This window comes from Vibrio sp. T11.5 (assembly GCF_027587155.1).
Classification (GTDB): Bacteria; Pseudomonadota; Gammaproteobacteria; order Enterobacterales; family Vibrionaceae; genus Vibrio; species Vibrio neptunius.
In genome coordinates this window covers 1-22,536 of record NZ_JAPPTP010000035.1, presented here as the reverse complement: position 1 = coordinate 22,536, position 22,536 = coordinate 1, and the positions used below count along the sequence as shown (strand labels likewise).

General features: G+C 46.2%; 22 protein-coding genes. 11 read left to right on the top strand and 11 right to left on the bottom strand.

The genetic code is table 11. The features are described from left to right. Positions 1-983: 983 nt before the first annotated feature. On the bottom strand, positions 984-2,207 hold the full coding sequence (locus OH455_RS21895; protein ID WP_269982787.1) for an HlyD family secretion protein: 1,224 nt from the start codon (positions 2,205-2,207) through the stop codon (positions 984-986). Continuing rightward, complete coding sequence (locus OH455_RS21890) at positions 2,207-2,530, bottom strand: hypothetical protein (RefSeq protein ID WP_045976280.1); 324 nt, start codon at positions 2,528-2,530, stop codon at positions 2,207-2,209. The genes OH455_RS21895 and OH455_RS21890 overlap by 1 nt, the downstream gene beginning before the upstream one ends. A 126-nt stretch (positions 2,531-2,656) precedes the next feature. Here OH455_RS21890 and OH455_RS21885 point away from each other — a divergent pair, with 126 nt between their 5' ends. Together OH455_RS21885 and OH455_RS21880 are read left to right on the top strand one after the other, a co-directional pair. Then, positions 2,657-3,640, top strand: a complete 984-nt coding sequence (locus tag OH455_RS21885; RefSeq protein WP_269982786.1) for an AraC family transcriptional regulator — start codon at positions 2,657-2,659, stop codon at positions 3,638-3,640. 107 nt (positions 3,641-3,747) lie between these two features. Next, entirely contained in the window at positions 3,748-4,506 is a 759-nt protein-coding gene (locus tag OH455_RS21880) for a class II glutamine amidotransferase (RefSeq protein ID WP_269982785.1), read from the top strand. On the opposite strand, the gene yjeH is transcribed toward OH455_RS21880, so the two are convergent. Beyond that, on the bottom strand, positions 4,490-5,758 hold the full coding sequence (yjeH, locus tag OH455_RS21875; protein ID WP_269982784.1) for an L-methionine/branched-chain amino acid transporter: 1,269 nt from the start codon (positions 5,756-5,758) through the stop codon (positions 4,490-4,492). The two genes, OH455_RS21880 and yjeH, sit on opposite strands and share 17 nt — an antisense overlap. Before the next feature lie 198 nt (positions 5,759-5,956). Between yjeH and OH455_RS21870 the strand changes: the two genes are divergently transcribed. The 7 genes from OH455_RS21870 to yddG all read left to right on the top strand — a co-directional run bounded on the left by OH455_RS21870 (position 5,957) and on the right by yddG (position 11,143). Next, a complete protein-coding gene (locus OH455_RS21870; protein ID WP_206371932.1) occupies positions 5,957-6,403 on the top strand; it encodes an Lrp/AsnC family transcriptional regulator in 447 nt (148 codons plus the stop codon). After that, positions 6,393-7,316 carry a LysR family transcriptional regulator gene (locus tag OH455_RS21865; protein WP_269982783.1) on the top strand — a complete coding sequence of 308 codons (924 nt, stop codon included), beginning with the start codon at positions 6,393-6,395 and terminating at the stop codon, positions 7,314-7,316. Before OH455_RS21870 ends, OH455_RS21865 begins: the two co-directional genes overlap by 11 nt. Before the next feature lie 88 nt (positions 7,317-7,404). Next, on the top strand, positions 7,405-8,019 hold the full coding sequence (locus OH455_RS21860) for a LysE family translocator (protein WP_045976274.1): 615 nt from the start codon (positions 7,405-7,407) through the stop codon (positions 8,017-8,019). A gap of 71 nt (positions 8,020-8,090) precedes the next feature. Next, positions 8,091-9,068 (top strand): Gfo/Idh/MocA family protein, encoded by a 978-nt coding sequence (locus OH455_RS21855; RefSeq protein WP_269982782.1) that lies wholly within the window; start codon positions 8,091-8,093, stop codon positions 9,066-9,068. An 11-nt stretch (positions 9,069-9,079) separates the two neighbouring features. Next, positions 9,080-9,478, top strand: coding sequence for an OsmC family protein (locus OH455_RS21850; protein ID WP_269982781.1), 399 nt, complete (start codon positions 9,080-9,082; stop codon positions 9,476-9,478). Positions 9,479-9,623: 145 nt separating this feature from the next. Next, positions 9,624-10,184: a sugar O-acetyltransferase gene (locus tag OH455_RS21845; RefSeq protein ID WP_045976272.1), complete on the top strand. Its 561-nt coding sequence runs from the start codon at positions 9,624-9,626 to the stop codon at positions 10,182-10,184. A gap of 41 nt (positions 10,185-10,225) precedes the next feature. Beyond that, a complete protein-coding gene (yddG, locus tag OH455_RS21840; RefSeq protein WP_269982780.1) occupies positions 10,226-11,143 on the top strand; it encodes an aromatic amino acid DMT transporter YddG in 918 nt (305 codons plus the stop codon). 3 nt (positions 11,144-11,146) lie between these two features. Here yddG and OH455_RS21835 read toward each other — a convergent pair whose 3' ends face one another. The 7 genes from OH455_RS21835 to OH455_RS21805 form a co-directional block, all read right to left on the bottom strand. After that, the gene (locus OH455_RS21835) at positions 11,147-11,608 is read right to left on the bottom strand and encodes a L,D-transpeptidase family protein (RefSeq protein ID WP_269982779.1); all 462 of its coding nucleotides are present in this window, start codon (positions 11,606-11,608) and stop codon (positions 11,147-11,149) included. A gap of 330 nt (positions 11,609-11,938) precedes the next feature. Beyond that, the gene (locus OH455_RS21830) at positions 11,939-13,576 is read right to left on the bottom strand and encodes a BatD family protein (RefSeq protein WP_269982778.1); all 1,638 of its coding nucleotides are present in this window, start codon (positions 13,574-13,576) and stop codon (positions 11,939-11,941) included. Between the two features lie 2 nt (positions 13,577-13,578). Next, positions 13,579-15,399, bottom strand: coding sequence for a VWA domain-containing protein (locus OH455_RS21825; RefSeq protein ID WP_269982777.1), 1,821 nt, complete (start codon positions 15,397-15,399; stop codon positions 13,579-13,581). Continuing rightward, a complete protein-coding gene (locus OH455_RS21820; protein ID WP_269982776.1) occupies positions 15,392-16,360 on the bottom strand; it encodes a vWA domain-containing protein in 969 nt (322 codons plus the stop codon). Before OH455_RS21820 ends, OH455_RS21825 begins: the two co-directional genes overlap by 8 nt. Then, on the bottom strand, positions 16,353-16,826 hold the full coding sequence (locus OH455_RS21815) for a DUF4381 domain-containing protein (RefSeq protein WP_045976267.1): 474 nt from the start codon (positions 16,824-16,826) through the stop codon (positions 16,353-16,355). The genes OH455_RS21820 and OH455_RS21815 overlap by 8 nt, the downstream gene beginning before the upstream one ends. After that, entirely contained in the window at positions 16,823-17,749 is a 927-nt protein-coding gene (locus OH455_RS21810) for a DUF58 domain-containing protein (protein WP_269982775.1), read from the bottom strand. The genes OH455_RS21815 and OH455_RS21810 overlap by 4 nt, the downstream gene beginning before the upstream one ends. Positions 17,750-17,758: 9 nt before the next feature. Beyond that, on the bottom strand, positions 17,759-18,715 hold the full coding sequence (locus tag OH455_RS21805; protein ID WP_269982774.1) for an AAA family ATPase: 957 nt from the start codon (positions 18,713-18,715) through the stop codon (positions 17,759-17,761). Between the two features lie 355 nt (positions 18,716-19,070). Between OH455_RS21805 and OH455_RS21800 the strand changes: the two genes are divergently transcribed. Next, on the top strand, positions 19,071-20,987 hold the full coding sequence (locus tag OH455_RS21800) for a methyl-accepting chemotaxis protein (RefSeq protein WP_269982773.1): 1,917 nt from the start codon (positions 19,071-19,073) through the stop codon (positions 20,985-20,987). An 80-nt stretch (positions 20,988-21,067) separates the two neighbouring features. Further along, positions 21,068-21,268, top strand: a complete 201-nt coding sequence (locus OH455_RS21795; protein WP_045976263.1) for a chromosome partitioning protein ParA — start codon at positions 21,068-21,070, stop codon at positions 21,266-21,268. A gap of 707 nt (positions 21,269-21,975) precedes the next feature. Here OH455_RS21795 and OH455_RS21790 read toward each other — a convergent pair. Then, complete coding sequence (locus OH455_RS21790; RefSeq protein ID WP_045976262.1) at positions 21,976-22,155, bottom strand: hypothetical protein; 180 nt, start codon at positions 22,153-22,155, stop codon at positions 21,976-21,978. Positions 22,156-22,536: the final 381 nt, after the last annotated feature.

Genomic DNA, 22,536 nt, shown 5'->3' with positions numbered 1-22,536 from the left:
CTTCTTACACTACAGACATCATAGTACTTGAGCGTGCCATGATGCTAGAGTAGCCTAATTGTGCAGCACAAATGGCATTCTAGTTGGAGGTCCAGATATTGAGCCCAAAAGCGATGATAGCGGGAACATACAGTTTCTGGCATTAATTCAAGAGTAAACAAATCAGAGATTCATGAAGCGAATGCCGACAGCTGTGATTAAATCATGATGTCAGTGATTGGGAAGCTTTTAACGGATTTTTGTACTTTGGAATAATATTTTGCTGAAACTTGTATTTTTACATTTAAAGCCATTGATTTTTGGCGATAACAAGGAAGTGAAAAAATTCAGCCAGCCTCTGTTGATTTAAGTGAAAATAAGAAATTCATAGCAGTGACACATCAATGTAGTAATTTATAAAGAAGCTATTTGAGTGAGAGCAGGTAGAAAAAAAGCCAATCTCAATAAGTAAGATTGGCTTAAATAAGTGTGAACAAATTAGGTTCACTAACAACGTCAGTTGGCTAGGTGACCCTCGGCTTAAGAAGGGTCAATATTATATAAGCAGTATATGTGCCAACTTTTACAGTGCGCAATTGCTCAAAATTTGACCGTTAAGTGGGTGTTTTAAAGCAACCGATTGCAATATGGAATTGCATTTTGCAAATCTCCTCAATTTTGCTAATGATATTTAAGACAATTTGGGTCTTGAGTTATCGTTATTTTTACTAGGTTGTGTTTGGAAAATGCTAGCTAAGCCACATTGGGGCTAAGTTTGAAACCACGGTCGTGTTTCATCTTTAAGAAAGCAAGTGCGCTGTTGAGTCATGTTAATTGGAGAGTAAACAAGAGTAACGACTGCACTCCAAAGCATGAAATTGGCTGAAATGACCAAACAAGGTGCTATGTGTATTTAAGTGCCCAAAAAGACAACTAAGCGGAGGGGGCTATTTTGGGCAGATAGAATGGAAGCCGAGTTGATTCGGGCTTCCATATGTTAGGGGTTAAATCGAGTAGAAGTAATAAAGCTGAGATTTCATTCGAATGATGATACCTCGGATCACGTCAAGAAACGCCATGAAGTTAATCGGCTTCTCCCCACTGACCCAAGCAAGCCCAACAGAGCCGACAGGGATGTCATACTGTTCTGCTTCTTCAATCTTCAAACGCACAAAGTGATGTTTGTTTTGTAAGTTTTTGCCTGTGGTTGCGCGCACTGAATCATCAAAACCTAGTAGGTTACTTTGGGCTTCACCAGTCGCTTCGACGATGCCTTCTACTTTGGCCGAGAAAATCTTGCCCGGATAAACAGAGGTAGAAAACTCGGCACTTTGGCCCGGTTTAATGTTGCGGATCGCCTGATGGTTAACACGCATCAAGACATACTTTTCATCAGTGTACATTTGCAGTCTTGGCAGCATTGATACGCGTTGCCCTTCTCGCAATATAAAATTGGTCACAAAGCCATCAGCTGGAGCGTAAACCTTGGTACTGTCTAAATCCCATTTTGCTTTAGCAAGTTGTTCTTGCACTGTCTTCCAATCTGAATGCTTTGATTTGACCGCGAGTTCTGATTTTGCGATCGCCAACTTAGCTTTCTGAGTATCGACTTGCTTGGTTTTGAGTGTCGACTCTAAGGTTGTGACATTGTGCTGTGCTTTGGTGACGGCGGTTTCCTGTTTATCGATATCGCTTGCGGTGATGGTGTTATTCACAACACGATTTTGTTCTGTATAACGGGCCAACATTTTGTTTTGTAGACGGTAATCAGCCTTAGCCGCGGCCAGTTGGCTTTGTGTAGTTTTCAAATCCTGAACCATGGAAGCGTAGGTCGCTTGTGAGATTGAGATATCCTCAAATGCGACTTCAAGTTCAACCATCGCTGATTCTTCCGCCACTTTCGCTTGGTTATAAGCGATTTGATATTGTGTTGGGTCTAATTCGTAGATCAGCTGCCCTTTTTTCACTTTTTGGTTAGGTTCGATGTGAATCTTGTCAACTTTGCCTGTGACGTTAGGCGAATCAGGGCGCAATTGAATATGAGGGGATTGCACGACTGAACCCCCTGATAAATCCATTGGAGTATAGTTAATTAGCCCGACCCAAACGAACATCAGCCAAGCAACCCCGCCGAAATAAGCGAACGATTTGGTCACCACATTCCAAGGCATACCAACAAGACGTAACAGGTAGATGAAAAGCGCCCAGACGGCCAAACCTTCTAACATTACAACTCCTCCTGTTGATCTTTCTCGTTTGGCGCGTGACGCCAAGTGTCGCGAAGATTAACGATGGCTTTTTCCATATCGACGAAGGCAAGTATTACTGCCACAACCCAAACCCAGTGCCAGATGAAACCAATCCATGTGAGTGCAGTGATCAAGCCGATTTGATGATGGTCTTTGCTGTGGGCTTTGTTGATGGGTAGTTCGTGAAACTTCCAGAATCCAAACAGCGCTGCACCGACAGTCGCGATTAAGACCACTGTCGCAACAACATGCAATGCCGTGTCTGCACCTGTTCCAACGAACGGGACACTCAATAAACTCATTCAAGGCTCCTTTATTTATAAGGTGTTGTATTGTGTGTCAGGTTTGAAAAGTTGGATTAAATGTGACAGATTAATTCAAAATACATCCAAAATTGACGTAACTTGCCTATGAATAAAGTGAGGTTTATGCGTGTGCTGGGAATTAGGCACATTCACCAAGAAGCGAGGCGGCGATACCAAATCGGCAATAAAGCGTTGGCGATACCAGAGTCGGCGTTTAGCAATCCGATGACATTGATACCTATGGTCGAAATCAATCGCTGGTTCGAGTCGCTAGAGAAGGTGACGGGCAATGCTGATGTCATTCTTGATATCAATCGTGATGTTGATGTGGGGCAGGTGGGGATGATTTCTCATTGGCTACTTTCTGGCAGCGATCTGGCCTCGACTATTCGTCGGGTGAATTATGGTTTTAGCAGTTTGCAAAGTGGTGCTTTTCTCTCAGCTTCTCTGAATGGCTCCCTGATAAAGTGGGCATACAGAAATCCCATGGTCGCCTCTGAATGTAAAGTTCACGATAGTGTTCGGATGGCGATGGCATTGATGAAGATCTTGCGAGCTTATTTGGGACAAGATTTTTCTCCACTCAGAGTACAGTTATCGGGTTCCCGTAAGAATACCACCAAATATGAAGCCTATTTTGGCTGTGAGGTAGCATGGAATCATCCGGCTACGGAAATATGGTTTCATTCGGAACTGCGTCTCGCGACTAAGCAGCAGACTAGGGTACAAAAAGGGCGTCTGGCGATGAATTTTGCAGACTTAGATGAACTGCTTAATATGCCCGACCCAGAAGATGAAGTGAAAGTCATCTACGAGATTTTCAATTACAGCCGTCACTATGGATTGCCAACAGTCGATAATGTGTCGAACTTACTCGGGCTTTCAGTTCAGCAGTTTCAACGTCGGTTGCGTCATTTAGGTATGAACTTCACCACGGTGAGTGGTTATGTGTTGAGTAACATTGCCGTTGAAATGATGCGTCATGGTATCGAAGTGGCGGACATTGCGCCTCGCCTTGGGTATCAGAATATTGCAAGCTTTAACCGTATGTTTAAAAAGCATCGAGGTTTGACTCCCAATCAGTACGTTCAGCGGTACTACGCCTGATCCTTGCTGCGGATATCTAGTCAATCCCCAGGGCGATGGTTCTCGCGCTTGCTCCATAGTTGGAATCGTGATTGTATGGAAGAAATATCATCAATTGAGGGAAGAATATGTGCCGCTGGTTAGCTTATCAGGGAGAGTCAATTTATCTGGATAAACTGGTCTATGAGCCGGAGCATTCGTTGGTGCACCAAAGTCTTGACGCAAGAAAAGCGGTGACGCGTGTTAATGCCGATGGTTTTGGACTCGGTTGGTACACAGAGCGAGATACTCCGGGGCAATTCCACGAAGTTCTGCCGGCATGGGGGGACGAGAACCTACGTTCTCTGACACATCACATACGTTCTCACCGTTTTATGGCGCATGTTCGCTCGTCGACGGGGACACAGGTATCTCGCTCGAATTGTCACCCGTTTATCATCGATAATTGGATGTTCTTACATAATGGCCAAATTGGTGAGTTTGAGAAAGTAAAGTATGAGTTGCAAAAGCAGTTACCGGAATCGTTGTTTCTCAAGCGTATGGGCACCACAGACAGTGAACTCATTTTCTTGCTGATGCTCGAAAATGGTTTGCGAGAACAACCAGTTGAAGCGATACGCAAAACCATTCTTGATATTAGCCAGTTGCTTCAATCTAAAGGGATTGAAGAACCCTTAAAAGCGTCGATTTGTATTTCTGATGGCGAGCAGTTTTGGGTGGTGCGTTATAGCTCAGATGATGACGCGCCAACGGTCTTTATTCGACAAGATGGCGCAAACATCGCTCTGGCTTCAGAGCCATTAGAGAAAAACGCTGAGTGGAAGAAAGTATCACCACAAAGTATTTTGTCAGTCAAGGGTGACAACGTCACTAGGTACGCTCTTTAGCCTGACGTTGCTCTAGAGTTTGTCGCTTTCCCCATGGTAGAGAGAGGAGAGCGAAAACAGCGATAGCATAGAGCATCGACCAACCTAAACAGATAAATACACCAGTACATATGAGCAGTGAGAGGCCTGCTAACCATTGACTGATACCTGTCAGAAGTTTGCAGGCTGAAAGCATCGCCAAAAGGTAAACCAGTACGAAGATGCCATTGGCCAGTTTTAGGAAGAACTCCAGATCCAACCCTGAAATTTCTCCCACGAGACAGGAAAGGATGAGTACCACGCCGACCGCGAGTGTTGCATTTGCTGGCACACCACGAACTGAAACTCTGGCTAGGGCACTTTGAGGCTTGTATTCGCGCGCTTGTGACCAGACCATTCTTGAGAGGCTCTGTGTGTACAAATTCACGCTGGCAAAACAGGCAGCAAAACCAAGGACACTGATCAGCAGTTTCAATTGTTCACCAAACAGCATTTCTGATAGCCAAGGTATGGAGGCACTATCGAATTCGCTGCTACCGTAAGCACCAAATTTAAGAATGACCACTGAACAGGCCCAATAGATTGCACCGGCAACAAAACAGCCGATGATGATCGCGATAGGGAAGTCCCGCTGCGGGTTCTTAAACTCTTCGCCCATATGAGCGAATGCTTCAATGCCAACAAAGCACCAAAACATCACGGCTAGTGCAGCCCCAATACTCCATGTCGATTCAGAGGTGAGCTCTGGCATCGTCAGATCTGGCGCACCCACATCACCTTTCCACCAGAAAGCCGCAACTAGAGTGAAAATACTGAGAGCGATGAGGGTCTGAAGGCGTCCCGATGACTTAGTACCAGCCAAATTGACTGCGATCAGAAGTAACACAGTGAGTAGTTGAGCGAAAATAGAAGAGTTAAGCGCTTCAGGCAGTAATTGCTGTAAAAAGCCCGCGGCTAGTGCCACCGCAGCCGGAACGCCAACTGGAATAACACTGACAAACAACCAAGCAACGCTTTTTTCTAGACGCTTATCAAACGCCTGACGAACGAAGTGGGCCGTGCCGCCAGCATTGGGGTAGCGCTTTCCGAGTTGAGCAAAGGTCAGTGCAATGGGACAGATGGCTACAAACAGAATCAGCCACGCCCAGAGTGAGAGTGAGCCGGCAATTCCGGCGGCAATAGCGGGTACCATAAAAAGCCCAGTGCCCAGTAAGGTCGTTGACAGTTGTCCTATGCCCGAGAGTAATGTGATTTCTTGTTTTAGCTGACTCATGGTTTTTCTTTGCTGCAATTTTTTGTGACAGCTTAATCAAACTTATAGAAAAATACATCAAGCAATGTGTCGTAGTTATATGTCAATTTGGCGGAAGTTTGGGGGGCGAATAGGCAATTTGTACTCTTTCGCCGAGCGGAATTTTGTGTCACATTACCTGAAATCAACAGGATAAGTTGAGATATGACAGGAAGTAATATGAATAAGTTTGACGATCAAATTCTCAGTATTTTAAAGCATGACGCCAGAGCCTCGGTCACGGATATTGCTCGGCAGGTCAACTTGTCACGTTCAGCCGTGACGGCCAGAATTCAGAAACTGGAACAGGAAAACGTTATTCTTGGCTATCATGCCAACATTGCACAAGATGAAACGGATCTGATACAGGCTTATATGGCGTTAAAGTTCGACATGTCTGAGTCTTCTCATTATTGTGAATATTATGCTGAGACTATTTGCAACATCGAGGGTGTGAAAGGGTGTCATGCTATCACCGGAGAAACCGACATGATGTTGTTTGTCGAAGTTCCGACCATGACAAGGCTCAATGAAATTCGTGATCAGCTACAAGCAATCCCCGAACTGCGTCATCTAATGACTCACACTGTACTTACGGAGTTCCTCAATACACGCCATGTCTCTTAACCATATCAATCTCAACTTGTTACGTTCGCTACAGGTATTGCTTGAAGAGTGCCATGTCAGTAGAGCCGCGAATAGACTCAACATTACCCAATCAGCTGTCAGCCGCCAGCTTGCTCAGTTAAGAGACTTGTGTGGCGACCCATTATTGGTCCGCGAAGGCAACGCGTTGGTACCGACACCAAGAGCCTTGGCCATGCAGGGGAAACTTAACCTCTTATTGGGTGAATTTGAGCAACTGCTGCATGACAAACCTTTCGATCCACGAACATGGAAGCAAGAATTTGTGCTCTCTTCCAGTGACTATGTCGCTCAATACATAGTGCCAGATGTGGTCGCGGTGATGGTCGAACAGTCGCCCAACGTCAACCTCGCTTATCGTCTTTGGCAGCCCGAATATCTGCTGAATTTTGGTGAAACCGGTATTCACTTGGCATCGACCATGCAGCCGGAGAAACCCGCTAATGTGACCAGTGTGAAAATTGGTGAAGACAAGTCAGTCTGTCTGATGCGCAAATCTCACCCATTGTCGGCCCTGCAAACTCTGACAGAAGAACAGCTGGTGGGTTACCCGCATTTAAAGGTCACTGGGGGGGGAGATAAAGACTCAAGCACAGATAACGTTCTCAAATCGCTTGGCTATGAAAGACGAATTGCTTTAAAAGTCCCGTTCTTTTCCGCAGCGGCCAACGCGTTGGTTTCCAGTGATTATCTGATGGTGGTGCCGGAGCATATTGCGTTGAACTTGTCGGCTAATTACCCTCTTGAATACCGCCCTTTACCGTTTGATACTGACGCTCATCAGTATTGGCTGATGTGGCACCCCAAATACGATCAGGATAAAGCGCATCAATGGATGCGTGAGAGGGTACTTCATGCCATGCGCACATCAAGCTACTCTGTGGGTATGATTTGATTTCATAGCCGATATAATAAACTTTGATTTCAAATCATTTATTGGCTGCGATAGTTTAGTGATATGGAATCAGCCTCAGGAAACAACAATGACACTCACAATCTGGCTATCACTTTTTACCATTTGTATTTTAGGAGCCATGTCTCCTGGCCCGAGCCTCGCTATGGTTGCCAAACATAGTTTGGCGGGAGGACGAACCAATGGTTTAGCAGCGGCTTGGGCTCATGCTCTGGGGATTGGCATTTACGCCTTTATTACTCTGATCGGCCTAGCGGTTGTGCTACAACAGTCTCCATTGCTTTTCAAAGCGATCAGTTACTCTGGTGCCGCGTATCTGGCGTACCTTGGTTACAATGCTCTTCGATCAAAAGGAGGTGTGGCCGCGAAGCTGGAATCGGGAGAGCACACATCGGCTTGGCAATCGGCTAAGGAAGGGTTTCTTATCTCCATGCTAAGCCCTAAGATTGCGCTGTTCTTTATCGCGCTTTTTAGCCAGTTTGTTGCCGTTGGGGACAGTTTAACCGCCAAAGCCTTGATTGTTCTGACCCCACTCGTAGTCGATGGCTTGTGGTATACCCTGATAACGTTCTTGTTATCGAGTCCCCGTTTATTGGACAAAATTCGCTCTAAAGCACAACTGATTGACCGTTTGTCTGGCGCAGTACTGATCTTTTTAGCAGTGCGAGTGGTAATGACGGTGTAAGATAGCGAACACGAACAAGAGTACTCTCAAAGGAGCCATCGGCTCCTTTTGTCATGATTGGAGACGAAATAATGATTAGACTTGCTGTGATTGGGACCAACTGGATCACTGATCAGTTCATTGAAGCGGCGTTGAAGACAGAACAATATCTTTTGGCTGGTGTGTATTCTCGCTCTATCGAGAAAGCGAAAGCGTTTGCTGAGAAATACGCATCTCCCGCTCTGTTTGATGATTTTGCAGAGCTAGCGGCGTCGAAGTCGATCGATGTCGTTTATATCGCTAGCCCCAACTCGCTGCATGCGCCACAAACATTGAAATTACTCGAGGCAGGTAAGCATGTTATTTGCGAGAAGCCATTGGCTGCGAATGATACGCTAGCTCAACAGATGTATCAGACTGCGTTAGCGAATGATGTGGTTCTTTTTGAGGCTTTCATGTCGCCACATACACCGAATTTTAAGCGACTGAAAGAGCAAAGTCAGAACATTGGTCAGATCCGAAAAGCCTTGATTACCTACTGCCAGTATTCTTCACGTTATCCTAAGTATCTGGCGGGTGAAAACCCAAATACCTTTAACCCTGCCTTCGCCAATGGTTCGATTATGGACATTGGTTACTACTGTGTTGGTGCAGCGGTAGAGTTGTTTGGTGAACCTCTCAGTGTCAAAGCACAGGCTCAGATGCTCGACAGTGGCGTAGATGGTAGCGGGAGCGTCATCCTTGGCTATGACGGTTTTGAAGTGGTGCTTCAGCACTCCAAGACCAGTGACTCTTATTTACCGAGTGAAATTCAGGGTGAAGAAGGAGCGCTGCTAATGGAGATGATTTCAACGGGCAAAAAGCTGACAAAAATCACCCGAGGTGGCGTTGGTGTGGATTTGAGCGTAAAGCAAGACCCAAATCCGATGTATTACGAAGCTCTGGCGTTTGCTCAGCAATTTGAAACGAAAAAAATTGATCAAGCGTGTATGCAGCGCTCGCTGATTGTGGCTAAATTGTTGACAGAAATTCGCAAGCAAACGGGTGTCACATTCCCGACAGACGTATAAGAGAGAAAGATATGCAAGCCGAAGTAAAATGGGTCGAAGATTTTAAATTTCTTGGTCACTCTCAATCTGGTCATTCCGTAGTGATGGATGGCAATGGCGGTGCCACAGCACCCAGCCCAATGGAAATGGTCTTGATGGCCGCTGGCGGATGTAGCTCAGTTGACGTTGTGGACGGTCTTAAAGAAGCGGCACAAAAGGTCACTAGCTGCACTGCAAAACTCACGACAGAGCGACGTGAAACTGCTCCTCGTATCTTCACCAAAGTCAATATTCACTTTGAGATGTCGGGAGACAATCTGGATACAGACATTGTCGCAAAAGTAACAGCAGACTCTTTGCAAAAGTACTGTTCAGTGTGTCTGATGCTAGGTGCTGGCGTCGAAATGACCCACAGTTGGGAAATTGTTTAGCCTGTTCAATTATGTGGAAAGCCGAGTTTACAACTCGGCTTTTTTGTAAATTAGGGAAAAGATCACCTGCGAGCTTTTCTCTTTTTCCTGCCTTCCATTCGCGTTATTTTATTTATTCTATTCAAGCAGTTAATTGGAAAACGTGATGACAGAGTTTGAAAAAATGGTGTCGGGTCAGTTGTTTAACGGCTCTGACGGTAGTGTCAATAAAGTTCGTGAGCAAGCCACTGGTTTATTGCAAGAGTTAAATCACAACACCAGTGATGCGCAGCGTGTCGATCTTTTCCGCCGGCTGCTAAAACGCTTTGGCGAAGCGAGCATGATTCGTTCTCCTTTTCTTTGTGAGTTTGGCCAAACCATATCCATTGGGGACAACACCTTTATCAATATGAACGTCACCATGTTAGATGGCGCTGATATAACCATTGGTAACCACGTACTGATTGGTCCCAATACGCAATTTTATACGGCAGGCCACCCTTTGGACTATCGTAGCCGACGTGGCTGGGAAACCACTTGCTTGCCAATCATCGTTGAAGATGATGTTTGGATTGGCGGCAATGTGGTGATCAATCAAGGTGTGACGATTGGTGCACGCAGCGTCATTGCCGCCAACTCTGTGGTCACACGTGATGTTCCACCAGACAGCCTGTATGGTGGAACGCCAGCAAAATTAATAAGACATTTGACAGAGAACGACAGTTAACGCTAGGTTAAGCTCCTTTATGGTCAAATTGAGAGAGTTGTGTGAGCCAACATAAATTTACCTTGTGCGGTGTGTTAGCCATCCTCCTATGGAGCAGTGTGATGGGGCTGGCTCGGACGGTCACCGAGTTTTTGGGTCCAATTGGCGGTGCGGCATCCATTTATACCGTTGCGTCTCTGTTTTTGGTGATGGTCATGGGGATACCTAAAATCAGAAGCTATTCACTGACCTACGTCATGCTGGGTGGCGGGCTGTTTGTTGCTTACGAAATATGCTTGGCGCTCGCACTCGCTATGGCGAACTCTCGACAACAAGCTGTGGAAATGCTGGTCATTAACTACTTATGGCCTGCTTTAACGGTGTTATTGGCAGTGACGTTTAGTCCGAAGAAAACCAATATCTTGGTTTATCCGGCGATTGCTCTGGCGTTTTTTGGTGTGGCTTGGAGTATCACTGGAGAACAGGGGCTGTCTTTCAACCAAATTGCCGCTAATGTGGCGACCAACCCGCTCACTTACGCGATGGCATTTGTCGGCGCGTTTCTGTGGGCGATCTACTGCAATCTCACTAAGCGAATTTCAAAAGGGCAAAATCCGATCACCTTGTTCTTTATAATGACCGCCGTAACGTTATGGATAAAGTACGCCATTAGTAATGAAACGGGAATGAGTATCCATCTTGAATCTGGTGGTTTGTTGCTCATCACGGGGATTGCGATGGGCAGTGGCTATGCGCTTTGGAACTACGCAATTATTGGCGGTAATATGGTGTTGCTGGCAACCTTGTCTTACTTTACACCTGTACTGTCTACCGTTATTTCTTCGGTGATTCTTGGCCTAGTGCTCACCGATACGTTTTTGCAGGGGGTGGCGCTGGTGACGATAGGGTCATTGTTGTGCTGGTGGGTGACGAGGGAGAAAAAAGTGGCTTCGGTTGAACCACAGACGTGTCAGGACTAAGGTTTACCAGCGGATCTCTATCGGTGTCCCTGTTTTCACTAGAGTGAGCAGTTCATCCATTTCTTCGTTAGTAATGGCGATGCAGCCGTTAGTCCAGTCAAAACTCTGTACAAATGTTGCGGGGCGCTGTTCCCCGTTTCTTAATCCATGAATCTTTATGTTTCCTCCAGGGTTGATATTGAGCTGCTCTGCATAGGCAATATCCCGCAGGTTGGGGTAGCTGATATGAATTGAGCGATAGAACTCCGAATCATCAAGCACGAAGTCGAGATAGTAGCGTCCTTCCGGTGTTCGATGATCCCCTTCCTGAGTTTTATGTCCCTTTGGATGCTTGCCAAGGGCAATGCGAAATTCCCTCACTACCTGATCATTGTCGATCAGGTACATGCGGCGTTTGGATTTATCAACCTTGACCAAATCAACTTCTGCGATGGCTGCAAAGGTAAAAAATAACGTGCTCAACATCCCGATTGTTTTAGAGGCAGTCCTGTTCATTATTGAATTGTCCGCTTAAAACAGAAAGGCAGCTAATAGGCTGCCTTTCGTTGCTAGATGATTAGATTAGGGAGAGATTGAAAATATATCTTGCTCCGCAAACCCCAGATTTTTAAACGCTTCTATCGCTTCATGACGACTGGACGCATCGACTTCAAATGAAGTCATTTGAGATCCATCAAAATAGAGGATCACATAATGAGTACTGGGATCTGGCTTTTCAATTGCCGACATCATTCCTCCAGTTATTCATTAGCGTAATGAATATAAAACCTGAACAATGCCTCTATCTTGACTGTGCTAAAGCTTCGCTAATCTTTCCTCTGGCTTCCCTGTTGCGCGAGGCATTTTGTCCACCTTGTTTATTAGTTTAAGCAGTTTTGCAGCATTCCAGCCAGTTTCTTGCTGAGAAAAATGACACTTTTGCATTTCATCCAGTTCATTCTGGATCTCGTTAACAAGAGAAGGATCGTTAATTTGTGCTTCCGTCAGCCATTTTGAGGCGCTGTGCTGTGCTTTAAAATGGTCTCCTGCTTTCAAAGCCGCTATCAAAGCGTCACTTGATTTGAGGGGGACATTGATTTGCCTTTCATCTGACTCGATTGCTTGTGGACGTTTTGTTAGCCATAGCACAGTGCTGATTGCCCAAAGGAGAGCAAACAACCCGGTTAGATAGGGCCAGATGCCTGGGTCACTGACGGTGACCGTTTTAACGTCGGCTGGCGCTGTGTATGGAGAAGCCGGTACGGGAATGTTCAAGCTCTCACCAGGGCTGACATCCAGTGACAAACCGTCCAGACGCGCGGTTTTTTGTTGTTTGTTTTGGCTATCCCACCAGTTGAGATTAACTTCTGGTAGGTCAACCTTGCCCGTTTGTTGCGGAATGAGCACTTGTTTTAATGTCATACGAGTGAAGCCATTATCCAGTTGCGTGAACTGGGGTTTTTCTTCATAAACGCGAATACCTTGTGGGTAGGTGATTTTCAGGTTAGGGAATCGGTCAGACGACAGCCCTTTGATATCAAGCGTCAATTCACGAGTAATCGAGTCTCCAACTTTGGCTTGAGGCGTCGAAGAGGAGGCGATGTTTTCTCCATCGGCCGACGTCCATGTTTGGGCTAAATTCAACTCAGAGGTTGGCAGCCATACCCCCGTGTAGCCTGCTGGCTTGTCTTCTACTTTGATATCAAATGTTTTCGCAGGGGTATCCACGGAAATGAGCTTGGTCGTTCCTGTGCGGTCATTTCCGTACACAACGGAGCCTTTGAAAGCCGCGCTGGTGAGCGTGTATTCCCCCGGCTGGTCTGCCGTGATGAGGTAGTTCTGATCAAGTACCGTGACTTCTACGCCACCCAGCACACTCTGGTACTGATTCGGTTCGCCAATTTGAGTTAAGGTCAGACCGTCGACTCGTGGAGGAACCACATTTGGGTTTTGCAGTCGTCTAGGATCGGCCTTGATAATGAGACGAGTTTGTAATGACGCACTCTCATTGGGGTAGAGCGTTGTTTTATCCAGTGAGCTGCGCAGTTCAACGAGATCGGATACCTTAGGCTCATCTCTGTCCATCGTGACTTGAATCGCGATTGGTTTCGAGCTCGCACCATTGATGGTAAAAGCGGGAATCTTTGCCACGCCGAGAGTCTGAGCGGCTAGTGTTAAGTTCCACTCACTGCGTGTACTGCGATTGCCATTGACGATATTGATCGAAGATCCAAAGCTAGGTCGACCCACATAGAAGTCTTTGTCCAATCCGCTGAAATCAATATCGTCGGAAGATACCTTTTCGTCGACCACCACGCGAAGTTGAAAGACTTCGTTCTTGACGACTTTATTCTTGCTGACAGACGCCCAGACGTTAGCCGCCATTGCGGGTTGGCTGAAAAAAGATAACGCCAGCGCCAAGAAGCTAATCAGTTTCATTATTTGTCGATTCATAGTTACCACTTCTTACCTGTATTCTGCGGTGGTTGTTTTTGTTGAGCTTGCAACATCATCTGTGCTCGGAGTAAGCGGCTAGGGTCGCGCGCGCTTTCGACCTGTTCCAGTTTGCGAAGTGCAGGATCAATGTGTTCTAAATTTTGTTCCTGCTCTGCTGCGCTTTGTGGCGGAGTCGCGGTTTTGTTTTGCTGCTCTGGTGCTTGTTCCGGCTTTGGTGCGCCTTGCGGTTGTTTCTCCTGCTGTTGCTCTTGTTGTTGCTGATCAGAATTGGAACTCGAGGTTTGTTGCTTTTGTTGTTCGCCAGTCTCTTCCTGATTTTGTTCAGGCGTTTGAGAGGGCTGTTGTTCAGATTGCTTGTCAGAGGATGGCTCATTTGACGAAGGATTTTGCTCAGATGGAGAAGAATTCTCTTGCGCTGATGAGCTGTCATCGCCAGACTTTTGTTGCTGTTGCTGTTGCTGTTGCTGTTGCTGTTGCTGTTGCTGTTGCTGTTGCTGCTGTCTGACAATATTCAGGTTGTGCTGTGCATCTTCGTGGTTTGGATCTTGCGTAAGCACATCCTCATAAAGACGAATCGCTTGATCAAACTCTCGGTTCTGAGCATAGGCGTTAGCGAGGTTGTATTTTCCGCGTAGAGTTTGTGAACCTTTAAGCGCATTGATAGCCGCAGGGAAATTACCCGCCTGATATTGCGCAATGCCTTGCCACTCTTTGCTATCGAACAGATCAGCCGCTTGTTGATATTGCTCGGCATCATAGAGCTGCTTGGCTTGTTGATCCTGATTGAGCCAGGCTGAGGCCATTGCAGGTTTCGGCGTCAGTAGCGGGGAAACCATAATGACGAGCGCAAACAAAAAGCCGCGACGAAACATAAGTAATGCTGGGATGACAAGCAAGGGGACTAACCAGATACCACTATTGACCCGATCGCTGATTTGTTGTGATTGGTTTAACTTACCAGTGCTTTCGATTTGGCTGGTATGATTGGCGATGGCGTCGATGTCACTGTTGTTAAGCTGAATGGGTGTAAAGAAACCACCAAGGGCATTGGTGACACTATTCATATTACTGAAGTTAGATTTAGCGACCACCGTTTGCCCAGCATCGGTTTTAAGCAGAGTGCCGTCACTGAGTTTTATCGGGGCACCTGAGCGGGTACCCACACCCAGAATAGACAGTCGCCAGCGAGTGCCTTCAACCAGATCTTCAATGCCTTGGGTTTCCGCATCATCTAAATCGTCAGTGAAGAGAATAATGTCACCGCGAGATAAACCTGTGTTTTTCATCATATTGATGGCCAAACTGACAGCCTTCACGGCGTCGGCACCCGGGTAGGGCATCAGCTCAGGGCTGAGATTCGGTATCAGGTTTTCGATGGTGCGCGTATCGGAGGTCATCGGACTGACGGTGTACGCATCACCAGCGTAGGCCACAAGCCCTGTAGTCCCTTCACGCCACTGTTTAAGTAAGTCGCTGGCCTTGTATTTTGTTTGGGTCAGCCGGTTAGGCTTGATGTCGGTCGCGTACATGGACATCGACATATCCATGATCAATACACGACCACTGTCGTTGCTGAAGCTCGGTCTCTCAGAGCTATTAAAACTTGGCCCAGAGAGAGCAATGATGGCGATCAAACCGCTGGTCGCAATGGCACTCGTGATGGCATTCCGTGCCGATTTTTGCTGTATACCCATTGCTTTGGCTAGATGAGGAGCGATCAACGTCTGGCTACGGCTACGTTTTGAGAGCCAGAAAACCAATCCACATAGTGGAACAAGTACCAGCAGCCACTCTGGGTAGAGGAAGCGAAAATCAGACATGATTCCTCCTAATGATAATCAGTACAAATAAGCCTGTCAGTGCTATCGCCAGTGGTACCCCGAACCACTCTTGTTGTGGTCGCCAGGTCTGCGTGGCTTGGCTAACAGGTTCTAGGCTATTAATGGTGTCATAGATGGTGGCCAGTTCTTTGCTGTCACGAGCGCGGAAATATTGTCCACCTGTTAGCTGGGCAATGCTCATCAGAGATTTTTCGTCTAAGTCTTGTGCAGTGTTGACTTTACGTGTCATGAAAAACTCTTTGACCATCATTTCTCCAGCACCGACGCCAACTGTGTAAATGGTGGCGTTGTACTTTTTGGCAATTTCGGCGGCTTCGATAGGATCCAGTACGCCCGCCGTGTTGCTGCCATCGCTGAGTAGTATCATCACTCGTTGCGGCGCATCGCTATCGACGAACGTTTTGGTTGCAAGCCCAATACCTTCACCAATAGCGGTTTTGGTCCCTACAAGGCGTAATACAGTTTGGTTTAGTTGCTCGGCGACTGTCTGTCTATCGAGAGTTAATGGTGTTTGCAGATAAGCGTGATCGGCAAACAGCACTAAACCCAATCGGTCTCCCTGACGTTTGGATATAAAGTCAGATAAGACGTGTTTGACGGCGCTTAAACGGTCGATGTAATCACCGTTGAACTGCATGTCTTCTTTACTCATTGAGTACGACAGATCGACAACCAGCATCATGTCTCTATGCTTGGGTTGTGTCGTGACAGGATCGCCATACCAGACAGGTCTCGCGACGGCTGTAATCACGCCTAGCCAAACTAAGCTCGCCAGAACTTTAGCCAGTAAGTTCCTCGGTGCACTGCCGACTGCTGAATCCGGCAAGTAGGGCATATAAACCGGCGATGACTGCTTAACCGGTGGCAGTAAAAAATAAATCAGTATGGGAAGTGGTAGCAACAAAAATGCCCACCACCATACGAATTCGATATTAGCCAACTTTGGCTCTCCTTCTTTTTGGGGGAAGCGCTTCGTCAACCCATTGGGCGCAATGGGTAATCAGTTCAGCGGCGTTCCCCACAGGCTGTTTTGAGTACAAGGCTTCTTGCCAAAGTTCATAGTTGTTAACGAACACGGGTGACTTCATCTGAGTATCAAGAAACGCGTACCACTCTTTGCCTGTGAGCTGCGCTACCTCTTCTCTTGGGTAGTAACACAGTGCGGCTTGACGCAATAATTCAATGGCTTCAGCCGGTTTGTCGCCGGCTTGAATCAGCTTTAGCGCGGTTTTCTTTGGTGCCAAACGCTTTTTGTTCCAGCGATAAGTCAACCAAATGATCAATGTGCCAAAGACAATCGCTCCTGCGGTCGCCCACCATCCCCATGCAAGTGGAAACCATGAAGGCACTTCCGGTAGTTGCATTGGATTGAGTGGTAATAGTAAATCCTTGTTATTGGTGCTCATTGATTACGTCCAGATAATTGTTGTAGTAATGACTCTTGGGTAGAGAGACGAGTAAAACTCAAGCCGTGGTGAATCGATAAGTCTTTCAGATCCTGCTGCTTTTGTTCAAAAACAGACTTAATTTGGTCGCGTGCTTTTTGTGAAGAAAAATCCATCCACAAGGTTTGACGCTTATCGGAAACTTGTTCGACGCCACGGTAACGAGTGATGCCTGCTTCCAAAGGATCGGAAATATGGACCAGTCGTACGCGGTTGTGCGCACGTAATCGAGTGAGTAATGGCTGGTTTGATTCTGAAAAGCGCAGAAAGTCACTGATAATAACCACTTCGCTACCTTTGGGACAAAGGCGATTCAGAGCTTGTAAGGCGTGGCCCATGTCGGTAGCTTGACCTGTAGTCGATTGATGCAGTGTGTCCTGATGAAGCGTCACCAAATGCTGCATTAACGCGAGCGGACCTTGATGACGACTGGTTGGCTTGAGTTCAGTCAGTTGGCTACCAGTATCAATGATGGCACCGATGCGATCTCGCTGCGCGACAGACAACCATGCGATTAGGCTTGCCATATGAGAGGCCAACACCGATTTGAACATCAGCTGAGAACCAAACATCATACTGGCACTGAAATCGACATAAACAATAATGGGTTTCTCTCGCTCTTCCGTGAACAGCTTAGTGTGAGGTTTACCCGTCCGTGCGGTCACACGCCAATCAATGCTGCGAACATCGTCTCCAGCTTGATACTGACGGACTTCGGCGAAGTCCATACCACGACCGAGTTGCTTACTCTGATGTTGCCCCAACATTTGAGACCACAAACTCTTGGCAGGAGGTAACCACTTTATCGCTTGTTGCTTGTAGTAAAGCAGTTCATCAAGGCACAAGTTTACGCCGTCAGAGTGTGGGGATAATTGTTTATCCATCTGTTCCCCTTATGCGCTGCCCACCAGAGACAGAAGGCGGTTAACCACCTGATTGGCGCTTATACCTTCGGCTTGAGCCTGATAGCTGAGCAGAATACGGTGTCTGAGAACAGGGAAAGCCATCGCCTGCACATCTTCTGGAGAGACATAGTCACGACCCGATAGCCAAGCGTGAGCTCGAGCACAGCGGTCTAATGCGATGGTGGCACGAGGGCTAACGCCCATTTCTATCCAGCTGTTTAGCGTGTCGTCATACTGCGTTGGTTGTCTTGTTGCCATAACAAGACGGATAATGTAGTTTTCCACGCCTTCAGCCATATGAATATTCAACACTTCTTGACGGGCAGAAAACACTTCCTGTTGTGACAGTACAGGTGGGGTTACTTTTTCTTCACCCTTTGCCTCGCCTCGATTTAGACGCAGAATGTCCAGTTCACTTTCTGCATTTGGATAGTCCACCGCTAAATGCAGTAAAAAGCGATCCAATTGGGCTTCAGGAAGTGGGTAGGTACCTTCTTGCTCAATGGGGTTCTGTGTTGCCATCACTAGAAACAATTCAGGAAGCGGGTAGGTTTTTCGACCCGCCGTGATTTGCTTTTCTGCCATGGCTTCAAGCATTGCTGCCTGAACTTTCGCGGGTGCACGGTTGATTTCGTCAGCCAAAATCAATGAGTTAAAGATTGGCCCTGCTTGGAAAGTGAACTCGCCTGTTTCTGGACGGAATATATCAGTACCGGTTAAATCGGCGGGTAGTAAATCAGGGGTGAACTGAATTCGATGAAAATCACCGTCAATACAATCAGCCAAGGACTTTACTGCCCTTGTTTTGGCTAGCCCCGGTGGGCCTTCGACCAAGATGTGACCATCGGCGAGTAACGCGACTAAAAGTTGTTTAACCAGTTCTGCCTGACCAATAACTTGGCTCTCCAAGTATTGCTGAAGGTTGTGAAATGACTGAGAGTTCATTGGTGTCTATCTCCTCACTTTTTCACTTAGTGGTTTAAGCCGTGAAAAAGTTCATCCATTTTGACTTTATTGCGGTTTGGTTGCTGATTTACTCATCAACACAGCAGTGCAATATAAGTGCTATTATTCAGTTATTTACAATATGGGGATTTTGACTCCTCATGCAAGTGTTCAATATCGAAAAATTGGTTTGCAAATCAGTACGAAATTGATGAATTATTCAGTAAAGAAATGTAATTTACATCCGATATAGATAGATGCGTCACTATTGAGCTTGGTTTGGCCCTCTCCGGAGCCAGTCAATCTGTGGCGATGATGAATTTTCATAATGACAAAGCGCTAAAAGGCAACGCGAATGATGAAACTAAACGCGATCAGTATTAAGCAAAAGGTTGTTGCGGGTATTACCTTTGCTGTTCTTGCTTCAACAATTATTGTTGGGGTGATGGCACAGCGTCAGGCACGCGAAGTTCTGGAGCATAGGCTGGTAAATATAGAATTACCCTCGATGCTAGACCAGATCAAGGGACAAATTGACTATGATGTGACTCAGCTACTGCGAGCTGCGGAGCAGATCGCAAACAATGAATTTATCAAAGATGCGATCAGCACGACCAACATTGATCCTCAAGTTGAAGCCAAGTTGGTCAAAGAACTGAATAACGTTCGTAACCAATACAATTTGAATGATGCTTCCGTTGCGAACCGTGAAACGGCGTATTACTGGAACCAAAACGGCTTTTTACGCCAATTGACCCAACAACAAGATGGTTGGTTCTTTGGTTTTACCCGCTCGAATCAGCGCACCATGGTGAGCATGTTCCAAGAGTCGACAGGGGAAGTGAAAATGTTCGCCAACTTCCAGTTTGTTAATGGGCTAAGTATGTCGGGCCTATCTAAGTCGATGGATGATATGGTCAGAATGCTGAATGGTTTTCAAATCGAAGACACAGGTTTTGTCTTTCTGACTGACTCTCAAGGGCAAGTTCAAATCCACCGTGAGAAAGATAAGTCCAGTTCGACGCTCTCTCAGCTCTATGGCAGCGACGCTTCCAAACTTCTCAATAAATCGGATTTCAACCTGATTGAAGCCAGCTACGATGGTGAACAAGTGTTCGTATCAAGCTTGTACATCCCTTCCATGGATTGGTTTGTGATTGGTGTTGCTCCTGTTAATGAAGTCTTTTCTGATTTAAATCAGGTGGCGAAGCAAATGACCATTACGACATTAGTGGTCGCGGCTTTGTTTATCTTTATGGGGCTATTTTTGGCAAACAGCATTGCCCGTCCTATCAGGTCGATCGCAGCACGCTTTACCGATCTTGGCCGAGGTGACGGTGACCTTTCACAACGTATTGAAGTGAAGAGCAGCGATGAGATTGGCCAGCTTTCTGAAGGTTTTAACGGCTTCATTGAGAAAATTCATGAGTCGATGAAAGAAGTGGCGTCAACCAGTGGGGCGCTACAAACCGCCTCTGACAGTGTTTCCCAAAAAGCCAACACGACACACGATAACAGTCAAATTCAGCGCGACCAAACCATTCAAGTCGTCACGGCGATTAACCAAATGGGCGCAACGATCAGCGAGATTGCGTCGAATGCGGCCACTGCCGCAGAAACGGCGAATCAAGCCTCTGATAATACCCAAGTTGGTCAAGATGTTGTCAATAAGGCCAAAGATGCGATCAGTCGTTTGGCTACGGACATAGAGAATACTGGTCAAGTCGTTGAGCAACTGGCATCGACAACACAGGAAATCGGCTCGATTCTGGATGTTATCCGTGATATCTCCGAACAAACCAATCTACTTGCACTCAACGCAGCCATTGAAGCCGCGCGAGCTGGCGAGCAGGGTCGTGGTTTTGCTGTGGTCGCGGATGAAGTACGAAACTTGGCGAGTCGAACCGCAGATTCGACGGAAGAGATCCAGAAGATGATCAACCAGCTACAAAGTGATGCCAAAGATGCGGTAACGGCGATGGAAGCGGGTAAATCAGTCACTCATGAAGGGGTATCATCATCAGATGAAGCGGTTGGCGTGTTGGTGAGTATTTCCGAGCGTATCCACGATATTTCTGACCGTAATACTCAGGTGGCGACGGCGACGGAAGAGCAATCAACGGTTGTGCATACCATCAACCAAAATATCGAAGAGATCAACGCCATCAATGAAGTGACAACCAGCACAGCAGAAGAACTGGCAGCCGCGAGTTCTGATCTGAAAGAGTTGTCCGAACGTCTGGATCGTATGGTAGGAAGCTTTAAGCTATAAAACCATTCGTAAACTAGAATAACTGGGGTTAAGTGGGTAAACTTAGCCCCAGTTTTTATATTGATTAGGTAAGTAATAGCATGAGTGATTTTGAAAAAGAGCTGGAGCAAATGTCACAGGAAATGAGTGATGAGCCTGAAGTAGCCCTGCCATCACTTGAAGAACAAAAAGCCATCGCAGCAGAACTGAAAAAGCTCGAAGAAGCGGGTGAGTTGACTCCAGAAATCTTAGAACAGTACTTCGGCAAGTTCTATTCGAAAACCGATAAGCCAATTCATTAAGTAAAAGATATCTTTCTAAGTTACTGATATTATTAATTTAATAAGGTCGGAATTCCGGCCTTTTTAATTGCCTATATAACCGTAGTGGCGATGAAGAGGCGGCAGGGCTCTCAGTTTTTTAAAGTGGCGATAGGTTTTTTTGATAGCGCTTCGGACAAGTGTTCTGGAGCAAATTCGTCTAACACAAGGACTTTAGTCGGTTATGTAGGTATACATAGTAACTAAGTGCTCTTCATCACTCTGAATCAATACATCAAAACCGTTATCTCGATATATATCAATAAGCTTATCCACTTTACCGCATTCCAATATGATGACTCTCCCCCCAACTAATGCTTGAGCCGCTTCGATAATGGCATAAACCTCTTCCAAAATGTCGGGTAGAGATATTGGATTTAGCGGAATAGTAAAATTTTTACCTATTTGCCCAATAAGATAAGTTCTAACGCTCTCCGAGTGTTTATTAATGCCATCTAGTTTTTACTTGATTCTGAGACAGTTCGGCTTGTGTCAGAGAGACTTCTTTAAAGGATATCGAAAAATAGGCGAGAATATCAGCGTTTTCACTATCGAGTATTAGATAAGTGCGAGAATTGTCGCTTTGCTCGAATCGTATGGATTTAGTTTTAGAAAGATTTCTAGCTCTGGATTTTTGGGGCAAGAAAAATCAGAGAAAAGCCGTTGGCAACCTTCTGTACCAACAGCTTCTAACAAGTCGCTGAGTTTGATAACTTCTGTACTAATCGCTGAATACCTTTTTCTTTATCAGACTCATAGTCGCGTTTCTTGACACTGATCTTGCGTGGATTTTTCGCTGCGTTTTTAAACTTTGCGATAGCCACTTCATCAGTCACAACGAAGTTCTTGTCAAATGAAGTAGTAGCCATAGCTAGAACCTCCCTTATAAAACTTATACTCACTTGGAGCTATGAATCACGTAGTAGCTAGGCAGCTGCTACGTGTTGATCATGCCTATTTTTTAGCCGTATGTCAATTTGCTAGTATTAGTCGGTTAGTAGCGCGACACCTCGCATTTAGTATAGCGGATAGTACCAGCAATGTGGGAAGCCAGTCTGTTGAGAAGACTAATGTATCATCAGAGTAGTAGGTGGAGTACAGGGCTTGTAACGTCTGTCCTTTAAAAGCTATTTATCGGGTAAGATCCCACGATAGCGCTCTATTTGCTCTGAGGTGGCGACGACAACTTCTGTCGGGCCACCAAATTTTGACAGGAAAAACGCTAAGTATTCATCATTCATCTGGCTGAC